The 19764-nt window shown below is 59.1% G+C and carries 16 protein-coding genes; 13 read left to right on the top strand and 3 right to left on the bottom strand.

The window, feature by feature from the left end:
* Positions 1–4: 4 nt before the first annotated feature.
* The gene (gene pncB, locus ACIPIN_RS24645; RefSeq protein WP_401123319.1) at positions 5–1231 is read right to left on the bottom strand and encodes a nicotinate phosphoribosyltransferase; all 1227 of its coding nucleotides are present in this window, start codon (positions 1229–1231) and stop codon (positions 5–7) included.
* A 249-nt stretch (positions 1232–1480) separates the two neighbouring features.
* Positions 1481–2386, bottom strand: a complete 906-nt coding sequence (locus ACIPIN_RS24640; protein ID WP_401123273.1) for a LysR family transcriptional regulator — start codon at positions 2384–2386, stop codon at positions 1481–1483.
* A gap of 164 nt (positions 2387–2550) precedes the next feature.
* On the opposite strand from ACIPIN_RS24640, the gene ACIPIN_RS24635 reads away from it, so the two are divergent.
* From ACIPIN_RS24635 to ACIPIN_RS24575, 13 genes are all read left to right on the top strand, one after another.
* Positions 2551–4041: an aldehyde dehydrogenase family protein gene (locus ACIPIN_RS24635; RefSeq protein WP_401123271.1), complete on the top strand. Its 1491-nt coding sequence runs from the start codon at positions 2551–2553 to the stop codon at positions 4039–4041.
* A gap of 144 nt (positions 4042–4185) precedes the next feature.
* A complete protein-coding gene (locus tag ACIPIN_RS24630) occupies positions 4186–5469 on the top strand; it encodes an NAD(P)/FAD-dependent oxidoreductase (protein ID WP_401123270.1) in 1284 nt (427 codons plus the stop codon).
* A gap of 380 nt (positions 5470–5849) precedes the next feature.
* Complete coding sequence (locus ACIPIN_RS24625) at positions 5850–6983, top strand: branched-chain amino acid ABC transporter substrate-binding protein (protein WP_401123268.1); 1134 nt, start codon at positions 5850–5852, stop codon at positions 6981–6983.
* 191 nt (positions 6984–7174) lie between these two features.
* Complete coding sequence (locus ACIPIN_RS24620) at positions 7175–8089, top strand: branched-chain amino acid ABC transporter permease LivH (RefSeq protein ID WP_401123316.1); 915 nt, start codon at positions 7175–7177, stop codon at positions 8087–8089.
* Positions 8090–8091: 2 nt separating this feature from the next.
* Positions 8092–9390 carry a high-affinity branched-chain amino acid ABC transporter permease LivM gene (gene livM, locus ACIPIN_RS24615; RefSeq protein WP_401123266.1) on the top strand — a complete coding sequence of 433 codons (1299 nt, stop codon included), beginning with the start codon at positions 8092–8094 and terminating at the stop codon, positions 9388–9390.
* Entirely contained in the window at positions 9387–10262 is an 876-nt protein-coding gene (locus ACIPIN_RS24610; RefSeq protein ID WP_401123264.1) for an ABC transporter ATP-binding protein, read from the top strand. The genes livM and ACIPIN_RS24610 overlap by 4 nt, the downstream gene beginning before the upstream one ends.
* Positions 10259–10975 carry an ABC transporter ATP-binding protein gene (locus tag ACIPIN_RS24605; protein WP_401123262.1) on the top strand — a complete coding sequence of 239 codons (717 nt, stop codon included), beginning with the start codon at positions 10259–10261 and terminating at the stop codon, positions 10973–10975. Before ACIPIN_RS24610 ends, ACIPIN_RS24605 begins: the two co-directional genes overlap by 4 nt.
* 951 nt (positions 10976–11926) lie before the next feature.
* Positions 11927–12961: an FtsH protease activity modulator HflK gene (hflK, locus tag ACIPIN_RS24600; RefSeq protein WP_401123259.1), complete on the top strand. Its 1035-nt coding sequence runs from the start codon at positions 11927–11929 to the stop codon at positions 12959–12961.
* On the top strand, positions 12958–13839 hold the full coding sequence (gene hflC / locus ACIPIN_RS24595; RefSeq protein WP_401123258.1) for a protease modulator HflC: 882 nt from the start codon (positions 12958–12960) through the stop codon (positions 13837–13839). The genes hflK and hflC overlap by 4 nt, the downstream gene beginning before the upstream one ends.
* 8 nt (positions 13840–13847) lie before the next feature.
* Complete coding sequence (locus ACIPIN_RS24590) at positions 13848–15092, top strand: NRAMP family divalent metal transporter (protein ID WP_401123255.1); 1245 nt, start codon at positions 13848–13850, stop codon at positions 15090–15092.
* Between the two features lie 38 nt (positions 15093–15130).
* Positions 15131–16363: a TerC family protein gene (locus tag ACIPIN_RS24585; protein ID WP_401123252.1), complete on the top strand. Its 1233-nt coding sequence runs from the start codon at positions 15131–15133 to the stop codon at positions 16361–16363.
* A 105-nt stretch (positions 16364–16468) separates the two neighbouring features.
* Positions 16469–17239, top strand: a complete 771-nt coding sequence (locus ACIPIN_RS24580) for an SDR family oxidoreductase (protein WP_401123250.1) — start codon at positions 16469–16471, stop codon at positions 17237–17239.
* 180 nt (positions 17240–17419) lie between these two features.
* On the top strand, positions 17420–18328 hold the full coding sequence (locus tag ACIPIN_RS24575; protein WP_401123249.1) for a cation diffusion facilitator family transporter: 909 nt from the start codon (positions 17420–17422) through the stop codon (positions 18326–18328).
* Positions 18329–18443: 115 nt separating this feature from the next.
* Here the strand turns inward: ACIPIN_RS24575 and ACIPIN_RS24570 are convergent, their stop codons facing one another.
* Positions 18444–19577, bottom strand: a complete 1134-nt coding sequence (locus tag ACIPIN_RS24570; protein WP_401123247.1) for an AGE family epimerase/isomerase — start codon at positions 19575–19577, stop codon at positions 18444–18446.
* Positions 19578–19764: the final 187 nt, after the last annotated feature.

Here is a 19764-nt window from a genome sequence, read left to right as displayed (position 1 = left end):
GAATTCACTCCTTGCTTGATGTGCCAGAGAGGGCGGCAGGTACTTGAAACACATGTCGCAAATAGGCGACGAAATTCGGGTCTTTGCAGTGCGTCTTGCCTGCTTCATCGGAAATCTTGGCGACGGGTTGACCATTGCATGCCGCCATTTTAAGCACGATGCTCATCGGCTCGACACCCGGAATATCGCACGTCAGGTTGGTGCCAATACCGAAGCTGACATTGATCCGACCGCGCAGTGCCCGGAATATCTCCAGCGATTTGGGCAGCGTCAGGCTGTCGGAGAACACCAGCGTCTTGCTCATCGGCTCGATACCGAGCTTATGGTAGTGGGCGATGGCTTTTTCGGCCCAGGCAATCGGGTCCCCGGAGTCATGGCGCAAACCGTCGAAGAGCTTGGCGAAATACAGGTCGAAGTCGTTGAGAAAAGCATCGGTGGTGATGCAATCGGTCAGGGCAATCCCCAGCAGGCCGCGGTATTCGCGAACCCAGCAATCGAGGGCGGCGCTTTGGCTGTCGATCAGTCGCGGACCGAGTTGCTGGTGGGCCATGATCCATTCGTGAGCCATGGTGCCGAGCGGCTTCATATCCAACTCGCGGGACAGGTGCACGTTGCTGGTGCCGACGAAACGTCCGGGGAAGTCATGCTTGAGCACGTTCACCACTTCTTCCTGCACACGGTAGGAAAAGCGCCGGCGGGTGCCGAAATCCGCCACCTGCAGGTGCGAGAGCTCATCGGCGCTGGCATTGGCGCTCAACCAGTCGAACTTGCGATAGAGCTGCTCGCGGGCCTGCTCCATGACCACTTCACGGTAGCGATAGCGGTTGCGCACTTCGCTGACGACCGCCAGCAGTGGCACTTCGAACAGAATCACATGCAGCCACGGCCCGCGCAGACGGATGAACAGCTCGCCGTTCTCGATACCTGTGTGGATGTAACGCAGATTGAAGCGGAACAACCCGAGAAAACGCAGGAAGTCCGGCTTCAGGAAGCTGATGCGTTCCAGAAAGCTCAACTGATCGGCGCTCAGGCTCAATTCCGCCAGACGTTCGATCTGAAAGCGAATCTCCGCCAGGTACGGGCGCAGGTCCTCACTGTTACGGCAGCGGAACTCCCATTCGACTTCAACGTTGGGGTAGTTGTGCAGCACCGCCTGCATCATGGTCAGTTTGTAGAAGTCGGTGTCGAGCAAGTTCTGCACGATGCGATCGGCAAACACACTCTCGCTCATAACGGGAATCTCCATGCTGGTCGCCGCCCATGGTGGCGACGTTTCAGCTGTTTCAATGAATGGGGCTAGTGGCGCATATCGGTGGGCTGTATTGCCAGCGTTTTTTTAAGGTTGCAGTCAGGCTGGAAGGTTTTGGTGGGGCAGATGGCCTCATCGCGGGCAAGCCTTGCTCCTACAGGGTTTGTATCGGACCACGATGGTGATGTGACACCGAACCGTAGGAGCAAGGCTTGCCCGCGATGGCGATCTTCAGGTCGCCGCAGGGCTGTCGATCTGCTCCAGCATCCACTTCACAAAATCGCGCACCTTGGGCACTTCCGCTGAATGTTCGGGATACGCCAGGTAATAGGCATCGCTGCTCGGCATCGCGTATTGCCAAGGGATGACCAGTTTGCCGTCGGCCAGTTCTTCTTCCACCAGAAACCGTGGCAACAGGGCGACGCCACAGCCGACTTGCGCTGCGCGGATGCACATATAAAAGGTTTCGAAACGCGGGCCGTGATAGCTGTGCTCGGTCTGGTAACCCTGACTGTCGAACCAATCGTGCCAGGCTTGAGGCCGCGAGGCATTTTGCAGTAATACCAGATCGCTGAGTTGCGTCGGGTCAGTAAATGGCTGCTCCGGCAGGCTACCCGGTGCACAAACCGGCACCAGCTCTTCGCCGAACAGCTTCAGGCATTCGGTGCCGGGCCGCGAACCCTGGCCGAAATAGAACGCCAGATCGCTGCGCCCTTGCAGCAGGTCGTCCGCTTCCTGTTCGTTGCACAGGTCCAGATGGATATGGGGATGGCGCAGACGCCAGCCTTTAAGGCGTGGCACCAGCCAACGAGCGCCGAAGGTCGAAGGCGTAGACACACGCAATACTTCTGTCTCGCCGCCGTAGGAGCGCAGATAGTGGGTCGACATCTCGACTTGCGTGAGGATTTTTCGCACTTCAACCAGGTACAAATCCCCGGCCGGAGTCATTTGCAGGCGTCGACGTACCCGGCGAAACAGCAGATGCTGCAAAAGCTCTTCGAGTTGCGCGACCTGTTTGCTGACGGCGCTTTGGGTCAGGTTCAGCTCTTCGGCGGCACGGGTGAAGCTCAGATGACGAGTGACCGCCTCGAAACACTGCAACGCGGTGATCGATGGCAAGTGGCGTTTATTCAGCATGGGGGGGGCCTTGTTCTTGTTGCAACGCTTTGCATGAATAAACGGAATGATATCTCGCTTAATCGTCGTTTGTTGGCAAGTCTCGGGGCGGCTACAACTATAGGCCTGAAGCCCCTTGTCAGCGGGCTGTGAATTTTCTGCTTTTTACGTTGAAGGAGTGACCCATGGTTGCCGCATTGCTTGATCGTTTGGGTGTGAACCCGGCCCTGTACCAGAACGGCAAACAGCCCGTGCATTCACCGATCGACGGCAGCCGCATTGCCTCCGTGAACTGGGAAGGCGCCGCTGAAGTCGAGCAGCAGGTCAGTCGCGCAGAGCATGCGTTCGACCTGTGGCGCAAGGTCCCGGCCCCACGTCGTGGTGAACTGGTGCGCCAACTGGGCGACATTTTGCGTGAATACAAGTCCGATCTCGGTGAGCTGGTTTCCTGGGAAGCCGGCAAGATCACTCAGGAAGGTCTGGGTGAAGTTCAGGAAATGATCGACATCTGCGACTTCGCCGTCGGTCTGTCCCGTCAACTGTACGGTTTGACTATCGCCTCCGAACGTCCGGGCCACCACATGCGTGAGTCCTGGCATCCGTTGGGCGTGGTCGGGGTGATCAGCGCGTTCAACTTCCCGGTCGCGGTCTGGGCCTGGAATACCACGCTGGCGCTGGTCTGCGGCAACTCGGTGATCTGGAAACCGTCGGAGAAAACCCCGCTCACCGCACTGGCCTGCCAGGCATTGTTCGAGCGCGTACTGAAAAATTTCAGCGATGCGCCGCAATACCTCAGCCAGGTAATCATCGGTGGCCGCGATGCCGGTGAAGCGCTGGTGGACGACCCGCGTGTGGCCTTGATCAGCGCCACTGGCAGCACCCGCATGGGCCGCGAAGTGGCACCGAAAATCGCCGCGCGTTTTGCTCGTAGCATTCTGGAACTGGGCGGTAACAACGCGATGATCCTCGGCCCAAGCGCCGACCTCGACATGGCCGTGCGGGCGATTCTGTTCAGTGCGGTCGGTACCGCCGGGCAGCGTTGCACCACCCTGCGTCGCCTGATCGCCCACGAGTCGGTCAAGGAAGAGATCGTCACCCGCCTCAAGGCTGCCTATTCCAAGGTGCGTATCGGTCACCCACTGGAAGGCAACCTGGTCGGCCCGCTGATCGACAAACACAGCTTCGAGAACATGCAGGACGCGCTGGAGCAGGCCTTGAGCGAAGGCGGCCGGGTGTTTGGCGGCAAGCGTCAGCTCGAAGACAAGTTCCCGAACGCCTACTACGTTTCGCCGGCCATCGTCGAAATGCCGGAGCAGAGCGATGTGGTGCGCAGCGAAACCTTCGCCCCGATTCTGTATGTGGTTGGCTACACCGACTTCGCCGACGCGCTGCGCCTGAACAACGCGGTGCCACAAGGTCTGTCGTCGTGCATCTTCACCACTGACGTGCGTGAAGCCGAGCAGTTCATGTCGGCGGTGGGCAGCGACTGCGGCATCGCCAACGTCAATATCGGCCCGAGCGGCGCGGAAATCGGCGGCGCCTTTGGCGGTGAGAAAGAAACCGGCGGCGGTCGCGAGTCCGGCTCCGATGCGTGGCGCGGTTACATGCGTCGCCAGACCAACACCGTCAACTACTCGCTGGAGTTGCCGTTGGCCCAGGGGATTACCTTCGACTGAGGGGCTGCCTTAAAAGATCGCAGCCTGCGGCAGCTCCTACGGGATTTGCGCATGGCTGTGATTTTGCGATGTGCCCGATTGGCGTAGGAGCTGCCGAAGGCTGCGATCTTTCGGGTTTGTTAGGTTTCTGATCGGAGTCTGGCAATGCCGTTACACGAAGAGTGCTTATGGGAAAAACTGACGCCGCAACGGCCTGACCGGGCGGCGCTCAAGGGCGAGGTGACGGCGGACGTCTGTGTGATCGGCGCTGGTTTCACCGGTTTGTCGGCAGCGGTGCATTTGCTGGAACAGGGCAAAAGCGTCTGCGTGCTGGAAGCCAAGCGCTGCGGGCAGGGCGGTTCGGGGCGTAACGTCGGGTTGGTGAACGCCGGAATGTGGATTCCTCCGGACGAGATCGAAGCCGGGTTCGGCGAAGCGATCGGCAGTCAGCTCAACCGTATGCTCGGGGCGGCACCTGCTTTGGTGTTCAGCCTGATCGACAAATACAACATCGACTGCCAGTTGCGTCGCGAAGGCACGCTGCACATGGCTCACAACGCCCGTGGTGAAGCCGATCTGCGCAGTCGTGAAGAACAATGGAAGCGCCGCGGTGCACCCGTGGAGTTGTTGACCGGTGCCGCTTGCGAACAGGCCACCGGGACCAAAAAAATCGCTGCTGCGTTGCTCGACCGCCGCGCCGGCACGCTCAATCCGATGGCCTACACCAGCGGTCTGGCCAAGGCTGTCGCGGATCTGGGTGGTCAGTTGTTCGACCATTCACCGGTCACCCGACTCGAACGTCAGGGCCAGCGCTGGTCGGTGCAAACCGACGCCGGCTCGGTCATGGCCGAGCAAGTGGTGATCGCCTCCAACGCCTACACCGAAGGCGACTGGACCGAACTGCGGCGCAATTTTTTCCCCGGTTATTACTATCAGGTGGCCTCCGCGCCGCTGACCGAAGAAGCTGCGCAGCAAATATTGCCCGGTGGTCAGGGTTCCTGGGACACCCGCCAGGTGCTCAGCAGTATTCGTCGCGATAAAGACGGCCGGTTGTTGCTCGGCAGCCTGGGCAATGGCAATCAGAAACCGACGTGGTTCCTCAAGGCCTGGGCCGATCGGGTCCAGCAGCATTATTTCCCCTACCTCAAACCGGTGGATTGGGAATGCACCTGGACCGGTTGCATCGCGTTTACCCCTGATCACTTGATGCGTTTGTTCGAGCCAGCGCCCGGTTTAGTGGCAGTGACCGGTTACAACGGCCGTGGTGTGACCACCGGCACGGTGGTCGGTAAAGCCTTCGCCGATTACCTGTGTAACGGAAATCCTCAGGCGCTACCGATTCCCTTCGCTCCCATGCAGCCATTGGCCGGGGTGGGCTTGCGCAGTTGTTTGTACGAAGCCGGGTTTTCGCTCTATCACGCGGGCCAGTGCCTGCGGATTGTCATTTAAGAGAGTGAATGTGTTGCTGGAAGCGGCGCTTTTCAGCGCAGCGACTAGCCTGTAATGGTGCGTGTTGTAGCAGTTGCGCACCGGCAGTGTGCAGTTCGGTGACGCACGCTGTTACAGGCTGGTTGCACGTCGTTTCGCGCCGCGGTTGCAATGATGGCGCACATGGGTTGCGCCTAAAAAAATAAATGGTTTCACCTTCCGCGGTTTAGACGGTTGCACGCCCAATGAAAAAGGGCCCGAAACAGTCGAAATAACAATAAAGCAGCGACTTTTTGAAGAATAAAAAACCGATGGCACGCCACTTGCTCTGCGCTTGTAGCTGAATCAAAGCTTCCGCTGAAGTTGCTGTGCTAACTAAAAAACCTCAGGAGCACCATCACATGTCGCAGACGTTTTACAGGAAAGGTTTTCTGGCACTCGCAGTCGCTACTGCATTGGGTGTTTCTTCGTTTGTTCAGGCTGATGTCAAAATTGGTGTGGCAGGTCCGATGACGGGTGCCAACGCTTCGTTCGGCTTGCAATACATGAAAGGCGCGCAAGCTGCGGCGGATGCGATCAATGCCAAGGGCGGCATCAACGGCGAAAAAATTGTATTGGTCCAGGGCGATGACGCCTGCGAACCGAAACAGGCTGTGGCTGTCGCGAACAAAATGGTGCAGGACAAGGTTATCGGCGTTGTCGGGCACTTCTGCTCGTCGTCGACCATCCCTGCTTCTGAGGTCTACGCCGACGCAGGCATTATCGCAATCACTCCGGGTTCCACCAACCCGGCGGTCACCGAGCGCGGCCTGCCCGCCATGTTGCGTTTGTGCGGGCGTGATGACCAGCAAGGTATCGTCGCGGGTAATTACATCGTCGACGTCCTGAAAGGCAAGAAAGTTGCCGTCATCAACGACAAAGACACCTATGGTAAAGGCCTGGCAGACGCGACTGCCAAGCAGTTGACCGCTCGTGGCGTGAAACCGGTTCTTGAAGAAGGCCTGACCCGTGGCGAGAAAGACTTCAGCGCCCTGATCACCAAGGTCCGTTCGGTAGGGGCTGATGTCCTTTACTTCGGCGGCCTGCACCCGGAAGCCGGCCCACTGGTCCACCAACTGCGTGAGCAAGGTCTGAAAGACGTCAAGTTCATGTCCGATGACGGCATCGTGACTGACGAAATGGTGACAACTGCCGGTGGTGCTCCGTTCGTCGACGGCGTGTACATGACCTTTGGCGCTGACCCGCGTCTGATTCCAGACAGCAAGGCTGTCGTAGAAACCTTCCGCAAGTCCGGTTACGAGCCTGAAGGCTACACCCTGTACGCCTACGCCACGGTCCAGGCCCTGGCTGCCGGCTTCAACGGTGCCAAGTCGAACAAAGGTGAAGACGCCAGCAAATGGCTCAAGGCGAACCCGGTAGAAACCGTGATGGGCAAGAAGGAATGGGATGGCAAGGGCGACCTGAAAATCTCCGACTACGTGGTTTACCAGTGGGATGCCGCGGGCAAATACCACCAGCTGGAAAAACAGAAGTGAGATAAACGCATCGCCAGGCCTGGGTCTCTCGATATACGTCGTGGGGCGCAGGCCCGGCTTTGGTCATGGGTTCTGCAGTCGTGCCGACCCGGTATTTTTCTTCTGAGCCACATGAACCCGGCCAGGTACGCCTCACAAGGGCTCACCGACACCGGGTTCGCGGTGGCCTCTCAAGTTAGTGAGAGTGCATGATGGACGGTATTTTCCTGCAACAAGTTATCAACGGTCTGACTCTCGGATCGGTCTACGGCCTGATCGCCATCGGCTACACAATGGTCTACGGCATCATCGGTATGATCAACTTCGCCCACGGCGAGGTTTATATGATTTCCGCGTACCTCGCGGCAATCAGCCTGGCTCTGCTGTCCTACTTCGGTGTCGAATCCTTTCCATTGTTGATCCTGGGCACCCTGCTGTTCACTGTCTTCGTGACGGGTGTATATGGCTGGGTCATCGAGCGCATCGCTTATAAACCGCTGCGCAACTCCACCCGACTGGCACCGCTGATCAGTGCTATCGGCGTTTCGCTGATCCTGCAGAACTACGCACAGATCGCTCAGGGCTCACGGCAACAGGGTATTCCTACGCTGCTGAGCGGTGGACTGAGATACGAAATCGGTACTGGTTTTGTGCAGATCACCTACACCAAGATCTTTATCCTGGTCGCAGCGTTTGTCGGGATGGCCCTGCTGACCTACATCATCAAATACACCAAGTTGGGGCGCATGTGTCGTGCGACTCAACAAGACCGCAAGATGGCCTCGATCCTCGGAATAAACACCGATCGGGTGATCTCCTACGTGTTCATTATCGGCGCCGCCATGGCTGCGCTGGCCGGTGTCTTGATCACGGTGAACTACGGCACCTTCGATTTCTACGCAGGCTTCGTGATCGGCATAAAGGCCTTCACCGCTGCGGTGCTCGGCGGCATTGGTTCGCTGCCTGGCGCCATGCTCGGCGGGATCATTCTCGGCATCTCCGAGTCGCTGTTTTCCGGCGTGATCAACTCTGACTATAAGGACGTCTTCAGCTTCTCGCTGCTGGTACTGATCCTGATTTTCCGTCCTCAAGGCCTGCTGGGTCGCCCACTCGTGGCGAAGGTATAAGTATGTCCGACGCTAATAAAAACACTATCGATGTCAAAAAAAGCCTGATCGACACGGTTCTGGCCGGGTTGATTGCCCTGATTGTCTTCGGCCCGATCGTGGGCGTAGTGCTTGAAGGTTATAGCTACAATCTGCAGCCGACGCGTGTGGCCTGGATGGTTGGAGCGGTGATGATCGGGCGTCTTGTCTTGAGCCTGTTCATGCAGACCGCCAAGGGCGTGAAGGTTCAGCAAAGCTTCGAAGTCGTCGGCTCCGGCGTGCATGTGCTGCCACCTGATTTCAAGTCGCGGCTGCGCTTCATCATCCCGGCGTTGATCGTGATCGCTATCGTGTTTCCGGTCTTCGCCGACAAGTACCTGCTGACGGTGGTGATCCTGGGTTTGATCTACGTGTTGCTGGGCCTTGGACTGAACATCGTGGTCGGTCTGGCAGGTCTGCTCGACCTGGGTTACGTGGCGTTCTACGCCATCGGCGCTTATGGCCTGGCGCTGGGTTATCACTACCTTGGCCTGGGCTTCTGGACCATGTTGCCGCTGTCGGCACTCATGGCGGCGATGGCCGGATGCATACTCGGCTTTCCCGTACTACGCATGCACGGTGACTATCTGGCCATCGTGACCCTGGGTTTCGGTGAAATCATTCGCCTGATACTGACCAACTGGCTGTCCTTCACGGGCGGGCCTAACGGTATGCCGGTGCCATCACCGTCGGTTTTCGGTATTGAGTTCGGGCGTGTGGCGAAGGATGGCGGGATACCCTTCCATCAGTTCTTCGGGACTGAATACAACCCGAACGTAAAGTTCATGCTCATCTATGGCGTGCTGTTCCTCGTCGTGATGCTGGTGCTGTACATCAAGCATCGTCTGACTCGCATGCCGGTCGGTCGCGCCTGGGAAGCCTTGCGCGAAGATGAAATAGCTTGCCGCGCCATGGGCCTCAACCATGTACTGGTCAAGTTGTCGGCCTTTACCCTGGGTGCTTCCACTGCCGGTCTGGCCGGTGTGTTTTTCGCCAGCTATCAAGGTTTCGTCAACCCGACCTCGTTCTCGTTCTTCGAATCGGCCTTGATCCTCGCCATCGTCGTGCTCGGCGGCATGGGTTCGACTGTCGGAGTGGTGATCGCCGCGTTCGTGCTGACTGTCGCCCCGGAACTGCTGCGCAGCTTTGCGGAATACCGTGTGTTGCTGTTCGGTATCCTCATGGTACTGATGATGATCTGGAAACCGCGCGGCCTGATTCGGATCAGCCGTACCGGTGTGACCCCACGTAAAGGTGCCTTGACTGAGAGGGGCGCGCCATGAGCGAAGAAATCGTTCTAAAGGTCGAGAACCTGATGATGCATTTCGGCGGCATCAAAGCCCTGAGCGACGTCAGCCTGAAAGTCAAACGTAACTCGATCTTCGCATTGATCGGCCCCAACGGTGCGGGCAAGACCACGGTGTTCAACTGCCTGACCGGCTTCTACAAGGCCACTGGCGGGCACATTGAACTTAACACCCGTGGTGTGAAAACCAACGTCATCAAAATGCTCGGGGAACCGTTCAAAGCGACCGATTTCGTTTCGCCGAAAAGCTTCGTCAGCCGACTCCACTACAAGATGTTCGGTGGCACGCACCTGATCAACCGCGCCGGCCTGGCGCGGACCTTCCAGAACATTCGCCTGTTCAGGGAAATGTCGGTGATCGAGAACCTGCTGGTGGCCCAGCACATGTGGGTCAACCGCAACCTGGTGTCCGGCATTCTCAACACCAAAGGCTACCGCAAGGCCGAAAGCGATGCCCTGGACCATGCCTTCTACTGGCTGGAGGTGGTCGATCTGGTGGACTGCGCCAATCGCCTGGCCGGTGAGCTTTCCTATGGCCAGCAGCGCCGCCTGGAAATCGCCCGGGCCATGTGCACCCGGCCCAAGATCATTTGTCTGGACGAACCGGCGGCGGGCCTCAACCCGCAGGAAACCGAGGCGCTCAGCGCGATGATTCGACATCTGCGCGACGACCACGACATTACCGTGGTGCTGATTGAACACGACATGGGCATGGTAATGAGTATTTCCGACCACATCGTGGTACTGGACCACGGCAACGTGATTGCCGAGGGTGACCCTCAAGCGATCCGCAACGATCCGAAAGTGATTGCCGCCTACCTGGGTGCTGATGAAGAGGAGCTGGTATGACTCAACCGATCCTCGAACTGAAAGAGATCGACGTGTTCTACGGACCGATCCAGGCCCTGAAAAAGGTTTCGCTGCACATCAACGAAGGAGAAACCGTCAGCCTGATCGGCTCCAACGGTGCCGGCAAATCCACGTTGCTGATGTCGATCTTTGGTCAGCCACGGGCCGCCGACGGGCAGATCGTCTATCGCGGTGTGGACATCACCCACAAGTCGTCCCATTACATCGCCTCCAACGGCATCGCGCAGTCGCCGGAAGGGCGGCGGGTGTTCCCTGACATGACTGTCGAGGAAAACCTGCTGATGGGCACGATCCCGATTGGCGATAAGTTCGCCACCGAGGACATGCAGCGCATGTTCGAGCTGTTCCCGCGACTCAAGGAACGGCGCAATCAGCGGGCGATGACCATGTCCGGTGGCGAGCAGCAAATGCTCGCCATTGCCCGGGCGTTGATGAGCCGGCCTAAATTGTTGCTGCTCGACGAGCCGAGCCTGGGGTTGGCACCGATCGTGGTGAAACAGATCTTCGCCACCCTGCGCGAACTGGCGGGCACCGGAATGACCATCTTCCTGGTCGAGCAGAACGCCAACCACGCGCTTAGGCTGTCGGATCGGGCCTATGTGATGGTCAACGGTGAAATCCGTCTGAGCGGTACCGGCAAGGAGCTGCTGGTGAACGAAGAGGTGCGTAACGCGTATCTCGGCGGTCACTGAGTTATCGCTGTTATGCACAAACCCCGGCGCGCAATCGCCGGGGTTTTTTATATCTCCAAAACACCACCCCTCCTGTGGGAGCGAGCCTGCTCGCGATAGCGGCCCGTAGCAGCTGCCGAGCCTGCGAGGCTGCGTTCGGCTGCGAAGCAGTCGTTGAAGCTGGTAGCGCGCTCTTTTCAGGCAATCCGCGTACGCAGGATTTGCGAGGACTTCGTCCTCGAACGCAGCCTCGCAGGCTCGGCAGCTGCTACGGAAGTCGATGTTTTTCAGGTATCCACAGGTGTTTCTGGAAATTGTGGAAAACAATATTCTCAACCTGTTAAAGCGCGACATAAAGCCGCTGCAAATAGCTGTTTTTCCACAGTTTTGACTTGTCCCCGTTTGCTGTGGAGCTGGCTGTGGGTAACATGGGAGCAACTGTCTACACGCCTTTAACGGCGTGGCTTGCAGGCTTGTGGTTGTTTTTTGATCAGGCATTTTTAGGCGGCCTTGAGTAAGCCTTGTCAACCTTTTTATTGCTGCCGCCAGCCGGCTGAAAAGTCGTTGCTCAGCCTGTGGATAAGTCTGTGGTTAAACTCTGGAAAGACTCGGCAAAGGGCCGTAATGACTGGCGTGGGGCCATCGCCTCGGTGACTGATCGGTCGCACAGGCGGATGCTGGCTACACTTGTCAGTGCCCAGGTCAAGCAAAAAACTTTCAAATCTGCCCGCAAAGCCTTGTAGATAGTGCGTCTCAAGGTTTGCACTTGCCCCCAAAGACTGTGGACGGGGCTGTGGATAAGGTGCGTGCAGTTGGCTACAGGCCACAGAGGGCATGGCGCTGGCGAAGTTGATCGTTTTCTGTACAGCGAACATGACAGAATTTTCATATTCGCGGTTTTGGGTTCAGGTACTCTGCGCGCCTTGGCGCCCCCGAATGGGCGCTCGTCATTTGACGACATGGAGCCATTGCATGACCGATAGTCCCGCCTTTGCTCCTACCGAGCCCGTCAGCCCGACGCGCCGGCTGCGTCAACGAATCGGCTACCACCTGGCGGTGATGGATCTCGGTGGGCGGGGGCTGGCATTGATCGGCGGGCTGATATTCCTGGCCTGGATCAGCTCCGGTATCTACAAGGTTCAGCCGGATGAACAGGGTATCGTGCTGCGCTTCGGGCGCTGGCAGCAGACCGCCGAATCCGGGCTGCACTATCACTTGCCCTATCCTGTCGAAACCGTTCTGTTACCCAAAATCACCCAGGTCAATCAGCTGCAACTGGGCACCAGTACCAGTGTGCAGAGCGCGGCGAGCAATGGCGCGCGTGACAAACAGATGCTGACCGGGGACGAGAACATCGTCGAAGCCGATTGCACGGTGTTCTGGCGGATCAAGGACGCGCGACTCTACCTGTTCAAAATCAGCGACCCGGAGCGCTCGGTGAAACTCGCAGCCGAAAGCGCGCTGCGCGAGGTGATCGGGCGTACGCCGATTCAGTCGGTGATGTCAGATAAGCGTGCGCAGATCGCCGATGAAACCCGAGACTTGCTGCAGCAATTGCTGGACCACGAACAGGCCGGGATTCTCATCACTCAAGTGCAATTACAACGGGTCGATCCGCCACCGCAGGTGATCGATGCGTTCAACGATGTGCAGCGTGCCCGCGCCGACCAGGAGCGCGCACGCAACGAAGCCGAAGCCTATGCCAATGACGTGATTCCCCGTGCCCGGGGCGACGCATCACGCATCACCCAGGAAGCCGAGGCTTACCAGACTCAGGTCGGTAACCTGGCCGAAGGCGAGGCCAAGCGGTTTCTCTCGGTCTACAACAGCTACGTGCAATCCAAAGACGTCACCGCCTGGCGCCTGTACATGGAAAGCATGGATGAGGTCCTGAAAAAGGCCTCCAAAGTCATCATCGATTCTTCCGGCAAGGGCATGTCCGGCGTGGTGCCTTACATGCCGCTGAGCGAGCCGGGCAAACCGGTGCAGAAGGACGCCCGACCATGACCGTAAAACTCAAATGGCTGGTGGTGGCACTGGGTGCGGTCGCGCTCTGGGCGTTGGCCGCGTCGGCGTATGTGGTCGATGAATCGCAACAGGCACTGATCATCCGTTTTGGCGCACCGATGGGCGTGGCCGGGGAGCCGGGGCTCAAGTTCAAGGTGCCGTTCAGTGATTCCATCGTGTTCTACGACAGTCGCTTGCAGACTTTGTCGTCACCAGCCGAACAAGTCATCCTCGGTGATCAGAAGCGTATCGAAGTCGAGACCTACACACGTTTTCGCATCGACGACCCGCTGCGTTTCTATCAGACGGTCGGAACGCTGGACCAGGCCAATGCGCAACTGACACAAATGGTCAGCTCCTCGCTGCGCCGAAAGCTGGGCGAGATATCGCTGCGTTCGTTGTTGTCCACGGACCGTCAGCAGGAAGTCGCGATCATCGAAAAGGATGTTGCCGACAAGGCCCGTGCACTGGGTATCGACGTGACAGAAGTGCGTTTGCACCGCGCCGACCTGCCGCTGGAGGCCAGTCAGGCGATTTACGACCGGATGAAGTCCGAGCGCCAACGCGAAGCCAAGGAGCTGCGTGCGCAAGGGTTTGAATGGGCCCAGCAGATCCAGGCCAAGGCCGACCGTGATCGCACGGTGCTGTTGTCCGAGGTTCAGCGCCAGGCGGCAATCACCCATGGTGAAGCGGATGCGGCGGCCAACCAGATCCTCTCGGCGGCGTTCAGCAAAGACCCGGAATTCTACAAGTTGTACCGTTCGCTGCAGACTTACCGCCAAGCGCTGTCGGACAGTCAGCCGATGCTGGTACTGACGCCTGACGCGGAGTTTCTCAAGCAGTTCCGGACCGGGCCGGCAACGAGCAGCGGCAGGTAGCCGGGGTCATGAGCGACCTTCCCGCAGATCGCCGGGCGTTCAGGCAGCGTCTTACGCGCGTGTTCGCGACCATGGGCCCGGGGCTGGTGGTGATGATGGCTGACACCGAAGCCGGCAGCGTGATCACCGCTGCGCAAAGTGGCGCGCAGTGGGGCTATCGCTTGTTGCTGCTGCAGTTTCTGCTGGTGCCGTTGATGTTCATGGCCCAGGAGCTGACGGTGCGATTGGGCTTGTGCACCGGCAAAGGCTATGTGGAGTTGGTTCGTCAGCGATTCGGCAGGGCGCTGGCAATGATCACGGCCATCGTCTTGCTGATCAGTTGTTTTGGCGCGCTGGTGACGCAGATGAGCGGTCTGGTAGGCGCCGGCAGTCTGTTTGGTATTCCAGGCTGGCTGATTTTGCTCTCGCTGGTGGTGTTCATTCTCGTCATGGTGCTGACCGGTTCGTATCATTCGGTCGAGCGTGTGACCCTCGCGGTGGGTTTGTTCGGCCTGGCGTTTCTGGTGATGGCGCTCAAGGCAAAACCTGATGTTCAGCAGGTCCTGCACGACATTGTTCGAATGCCACTCAACAACCCTGACTATCTGTACTTGCTGGCGGCTAACCTTGGCACCAGCGTGATGCCCTGGACGGTGTTCTATCAGCAATCGGCGCTGATCGATAAAGGCCTTGATGCCGAGCATTTGCCGCTGGCGCGCATCGACACGCTGGTCGGCGCGGTGTTCTGCCAGGTGCTGACCGCCGCCATCGTTATTGCTGCTGCCGCCACGCTTGGCGGGCACGGCGCGGGGCTGGAGAGCATCGCCCAGATCGGCGAAGCCTTTGGCGCCTTGATCGGCCCGACCTGGGGAAAACTGGTGTTTGCCATCGGGCTGGCCGGCGGCGCTCTGGTGGCAACCATCGTGGTGTGTCTGAGTGCGGTCTGGGCGGTAGGCGAGGCTCTGGGTGTGCGTCATTCACTGGAGCAGCATCCGCTGGATGCACCGTGGTTCTACGGTCCCTTTGCGTTGCTGCTGATCGTCGGGGCATTGCTGGTGGGATCCGGTGTGAACCTGATCCGCTTGTCGATCGCAGTCGGGGTGCTCAATGCCCTGTTGATCCCGCTCATATTGCTTTTTTTGTTTTTGCTGGCGCGCAGTGTGCTGCCGCCGGCACATCGCTTGCGCGGGCGCTATGCGCTGACAGTCGCTGTCATCTTCACGCTGACCTCGGGGCTTGGACTGTATGCCGGGTTGAGCGGCTCACTGGGATGATGTTCCGATGACGCAGTCTCCTGCCGGGAAAATGCTCGATGTTATTTGACGGTGCGCTGCACGCGCTGAGTATGGTCTTTCAGGTATTCCTGCTGGACCTGATCCTGTCCGGCGATAACGCATTGGTGATCGCCCTGGCCTGTCGCGGGTTGCCGCCGGAACAGCTGCGTCGGGCCGTGTTGATCGGCACCAGCGGCGCGATCATCCTGCGGGCGTTGCTGACCACGCTCGCCGGTTGGTTGCTGCTGGTGCCGTGGCTCAAGTTGATCGGCGCGGTGCTGTTGCTGGTGATTGCCATACGACTGCTGACTGAGGATGGGGCAGACGAAGAGGGCAACCTGCCGGGCGGTTCGCCACAGACGTTGGGTGGCGCGGTGGTCACGGTGCTGACCGCCGACCTGATCATGAGCATGGACAATGTGATCGGGTTGGCGGCGGTGGCTCAGGGCAGCGTTTTTTATCTGGTGCTGGGACTGCTGTTGAGCGTGCCGCTGTTGATGTTTGGCAGTCTGCAGATCACCCGACTGTTGCAGCGCCAGCCGTTGCTGGTCTCGATTGGCGCCGCGTTGCTGGGCTATGTTGCGGGGGACATTGCAGTCTCTGATCCGGTGGTAGTGGGCTGGGTCAACAGTCAGTCGCCCGCGCTCAATCAGGTGCTGCCTCTGTTGTGTGCGGTGTATGTAGTAGTTCAGGCGCGGATCATTCTTCGACAGCGTGCGCGGTTGCCCAAACCGGCGGTCATGCAGCGAGTTGCGCGGGCGGTCACGTTTCAGGAGCCGATCCACGCACCGGTTGCGTTGCCTGTCGTGAAGCCTGAGGTCGTCCTGACTGCACCGCCTGCGCCTGCGATTGAAGCGTCCAGTGATGAGCCGCCGCAACGCCTGGCTCGGTTGTTCGGCGGTTACAGTGGCTGGGTGACGGTGTTGGCGGGGCTCGTTGGCATTTTCGCGATCAGTGCTGTGTTGTATAGCCTGGTGGGCGGTTTGTCGGGTGGTTTGCTGCCAACGCCGCAAAAGGACTATGTGTATGTCTGCACTGGGGCCAGCACGACTGTTTACTATCGGCCCGGTGGCAGCACGATCCGGATCGTCACGGGCGGCGGTGAAGCCACCGGTTACGTGAGGTACAAGAAAATCCTCTGGCAGAACCCGCAAAGCGCGCTCAAGGATCTGCACCTGACGCCGCCCAGCGAGATCGAAAAGACCAGCCCCACGGTGGTTACCCTCAATGGCGGCAGCTTCTCGCAGATCCAGTGCGCGCGCAGTCCGTGAGGTGAGCGTTGATGACCCGGTTGCCGCTGTGCTCCGGGCCGGGCATGCTGCCGGTTGAGTTTCTATTTTCAATGGCTGGGTGCCAGCCCAAGCGAGGAGAACACGATGTCCAACACCCTGTTTATTACCGGCGCGACTTCCGGTTTTGGTGAAGCCTGTGCCCGTCGCTTTGCCGAGGCTGGCTGGAAACTGGTGCTGACGGGCCGTCGTGAAGAGCGTCTGAATACCCTGTGCGCCGAATTGTCGAAGCAGACCGAAGTCCATGGCCTGGTGCTCGACGTGCGTGACCGCAAGGCCATGGAAGAGGCGATCGCCAATCTGCCGCCGTCGTTTGCCAAACTGCGCGGGCTGATCAACAACGCTGGCCTGGCCTTGGGCGTAGACCCGGCGCCCAAGTGCGATCTGGACGACTGGGACACCATGGTCGACACCAACATCAAAGGCCTGATGTACAGCACTCGCCTGCTGTTGCCGCGCTTGATTGCCCACGGTCGCGGCGCCGGGATCATCAACCTCGGTTCCATCGCCGGCAACTACCCGTACCCGGGCAGCCACGTGTATGGCGCGACCAAAGCCTTCGTCAAACAGTTCTCGCTGAACCTGCGTTGCGACCTGCAAGGCACCGGCGTGCGGGTGAGCAACATCGAGCCGGGCCTGTGTGAAAGCGAGTTCTCGCTGGTGCGTTTTGCCGGTGACCAGGCCCGCTACGACGCCACCTATGCAGGCGCCGAGCCGATCCAGCCGCAGGACATCGCCGAGACGATCTTCTGGGTCCTCAACGCCCCGGCACACATCAACATCAACCGTCTGGAATTGATGCCGGTGAGCCAGACCTGGGGCGGGTTTGCGATCGACCGCAGCGGTGGCAAGGCTTAAAACCGAGTCATCTTCATCGCGGGCAAGCCTTGCTCCTACAGGTTCTGTGTCGACACACGACCCGTAGGAGCAAAGCTTGCTCGCGATGGCGTCAAATCGGCCAAAACAGGGCATAAGGTACACTCCTCCTCGAAACCCCCACCGCAAACCGCGGTTTCAAGGGTTTCAGAAGGAGGAAATGTGAGTAACCGAGGTGAGCAGGTACTGCTCAAACAATCGACCATCCTGATGTTCGCCGTGGCGATCGCCGCGATCGTCACGGGTTTTTTTTCTGGCTCCCAATCGATTTTGTTCGACGGATTTTTTTCGCTGATCGCGACCTTCATCAAGGTCCTGATGTTGATCACCGCCAAGCTGATCGCCAAGGAAAGTAACCAGCGCTTCCAGTTCGGCTTCTGGCATCTGGAACCAATGGTGTTGCTGATCGAAGGCAGCTTTCTGTTGCTGATTGCGATCTACGCCTTTCTCAGCGGTATGTTCGGCATCATCAACGGTGGCCGCGAGATCGAACTGAACCTGGTGATCCCTTTTGCGGCGGTGCTTAGCGTCGTCTGTTTCGGTTATTTCTTCTACGTTCGTTATCGTAATCGTACGTTGAAGTCCTCGCTGATCCAGTTCGACAACATCAGTTGGCTGGTGGATGCGATGCTCTCGATCGGCTTGCTGGTGAGCTTCCTCACCGCGTTGCTGCTCAAGTCGTACGGCTATGGCGCGTGGGCCGCTTACGTCGACCCGTCGATCCTGATCATGCTGGCCCTGAGCATGCTCGCGCCGGCCTTGAAAATCCTCAAGCCAGCGTTACGCGATGTGCTGGGGATTGTCCCGGATCAGCTGGATGACAAGGTTCGCCAAGTGATGGACGAGGCGAAGGCCGAGCATGGTTTTGCCGACTACATCTCGTATGTGCAGAAGCATGGGCGGGCGCGGTTTATCGAGATTCACGTGGTGTTGCCGGCGGATTACCGACTCGATGGCGTGGCCACACTGGATGAACTGCGTGACCAGATTTCGGCGAAGCTCGGCAAGCCGGATGCGGCGCGTTGGCTGACCATCAGTTTTACCGGTGACCGCAAGTGGATTGCTGGCTGATGTCTGGACCCTTAAAAGATCGCAGCCTGCGGCAGCTCCTACGGCGATACCCGTGGGCGATCGCAACCTCGGCGATAATCCGTAGGAGCTGCCGCAGGCTGCGATCTTTTTGCTGTCAGCCGAAATACTCGGTGAGGCCGCGATAGCAGGTCGCCAAATGGTAAGGCGTGGTCGACGGCATGTCCCGACGGCTAACCGCACCATCCCTGTCCAGGCACTCGTACCAGCCACCAGCATGCAGGAAGCGCTGTTGCAAGGCTTTCAATTGACGCTCAAGCAAGGCTTCGCTGTCCGGGCGCAAGGTCAGCGCACGCAGGTATTCTGCCTGGGCCCAGATGCGCTGGGTTTCATCGCGAGGTCTGCCGTCCAGCTCAAGGTCGAGCATCGCTCGCACCGCCCCCGTCTGCTGATTAACGCCCAATTGCTCGGTGAACGAGAACGCGCGGGTCAACGAGGCGTGCAGTTTTGATCCGTGCAGAGCCGCCGACGATTCCAGCAAAAAAAACCATTCGAACTGATGCCCCGGCTCAAACCAGTTATCCACAGCCCCCAGCGGCTTTTCCATCATCACCCCGTGCTGCGGGTCGATGAAGCGTTTTTGCATGGCCTCGCACAGAGCATTGAGCGCGGCTGCGACCGGGGCATCGTCGCGTACGGAAAGTGTGGCGAGGAACGCTTCGGCCAGATGCATCAACGGGTTCTGCAACGGCCCGGACTTGAGCGATGACCAGTCGCGGTCTAGGCAGGCTTCGTACAGACCGTCGTCTGTGGCGAAACGCTGCGCGACCACTTCCAGCGCCGCATTGAGCACCGACGCAACCAACGGCTCACGAACCTTGGCCCAGTAATGGGCGCAGGCAAACAGAATGAACGCATGAGTGTAGAGGTCTTTACGCTGATCCAGCGGCGCGCCATGGGCGTCGATGCTGTAGAACCAGCCGCCGTGTTCGGCATCGTGGAAATGCTGTTGCAAGGAGCGAAACAGCGCAGCGGCCCGCTCTTCGGCGGCCGGCACGTCACCGATCAGGCTGGCGAACAGGTACAGCTGCCGCGCGCAGGCCATGGCCCGGTAGCGTTGTGGCGGCAGTGGCCGATGCTCGGCGTCCAGCGCTTCATACGGCAGCGCCATGTCTGCGTTCCAGCCGGGCCCTTGCCAGAGCGGCACGATCACGTCCTGGAAATGCTGCTGCACAGTGGCGAACAGAGCGGTCAATTCAGGCTGGGAGGCGGAGCGGGGAGCATCGGGCATTGGCTGGCGTCGTCACGGCAGGAGTGTTTGCGCGACATGGTAGCAGAGAGGTTGGCCTGAGAGACGCGGTGTCTGTCAAACCGCTATCGCGAGCAAGCTTGTTGTGGTTCAGTTTTTTTGAACCGCTCTGTAGGAGCATTAGGCCGCTTGCTGCTCAAACAGCGCAGGCGGCAGGTGGTTCGAGGCG

Source organism: Pseudomonas sp. NPDC087697, from assembly GCF_044743155.1.
Taxonomy (GTDB): Bacteria; Pseudomonadota; Gammaproteobacteria; order Pseudomonadales; family Pseudomonadaceae; genus Aquipseudomonas.
Note: the sequence above shows the minus strand (reverse complement) of the source record. Positions and strands in the feature narration are given on the sequence as shown.

Coding starts and splice junctions, on each gene's coding strand:
- pncB (WP_401123319.1), bottom strand. CDS start 1,231: ATGAGCGAGAGTGTGTTTGCCGATCGCATCGTGCAGAACTTGCTCGAC.
- ACIPIN_RS24640 (WP_401123273.1), bottom strand. CDS start 2,386: ATGCTGAATAAACGCCACTTGCCATCGATCACCGCGTTGCAGTGTTTC.
- ACIPIN_RS24635 (WP_401123271.1), top strand. CDS start 2,551: ATGGTTGCCGCATTGCTTGATCGTTTGGGTGTGAACCCGGCCCTGTAC.
- ACIPIN_RS24630 (WP_401123270.1), top strand. CDS start 4,186: ATGCCGTTACACGAAGAGTGCTTATGGGAAAAACTGACGCCGCAACGG.
- ACIPIN_RS24625 (WP_401123268.1), top strand. CDS start 5,850: ATGTCGCAGACGTTTTACAGGAAAGGTTTTCTGGCACTCGCAGTCGCT.
- ACIPIN_RS24620 (WP_401123316.1), top strand. CDS start 7,175: ATGGACGGTATTTTCCTGCAACAAGTTATCAACGGTCTGACTCTCGGA.
- livM (WP_401123266.1), top strand. CDS start 8,092: ATGTCCGACGCTAATAAAAACACTATCGATGTCAAAAAAAGCCTGATC.
- ACIPIN_RS24610 (WP_401123264.1), top strand. CDS start 9,387: ATGAGCGAAGAAATCGTTCTAAAGGTCGAGAACCTGATGATGCATTTC.
- ACIPIN_RS24605 (WP_401123262.1), top strand. CDS start 10,259: ATGACTCAACCGATCCTCGAACTGAAAGAGATCGACGTGTTCTACGGA.
- hflK (WP_401123259.1), top strand. CDS start 11,927: ATGACCGATAGTCCCGCCTTTGCTCCTACCGAGCCCGTCAGCCCGACG.
- hflC (WP_401123258.1), top strand. CDS start 12,958: ATGACCGTAAAACTCAAATGGCTGGTGGTGGCACTGGGTGCGGTCGCG.
- ACIPIN_RS24590 (WP_401123255.1), top strand. CDS start 13,848: ATGAGCGACCTTCCCGCAGATCGCCGGGCGTTCAGGCAGCGTCTTACG.
- ACIPIN_RS24585 (WP_401123252.1), top strand. CDS start 15,131: ATGTTATTTGACGGTGCGCTGCACGCGCTGAGTATGGTCTTTCAGGTA.
- ACIPIN_RS24580 (WP_401123250.1), top strand. CDS start 16,469: ATGTCCAACACCCTGTTTATTACCGGCGCGACTTCCGGTTTTGGTGAA.
- ACIPIN_RS24570 (WP_401123247.1), bottom strand. CDS start 19,577: ATGCCCGATGCTCCCCGCTCCGCCTCCCAGCCTGAATTGACCGCTCTG.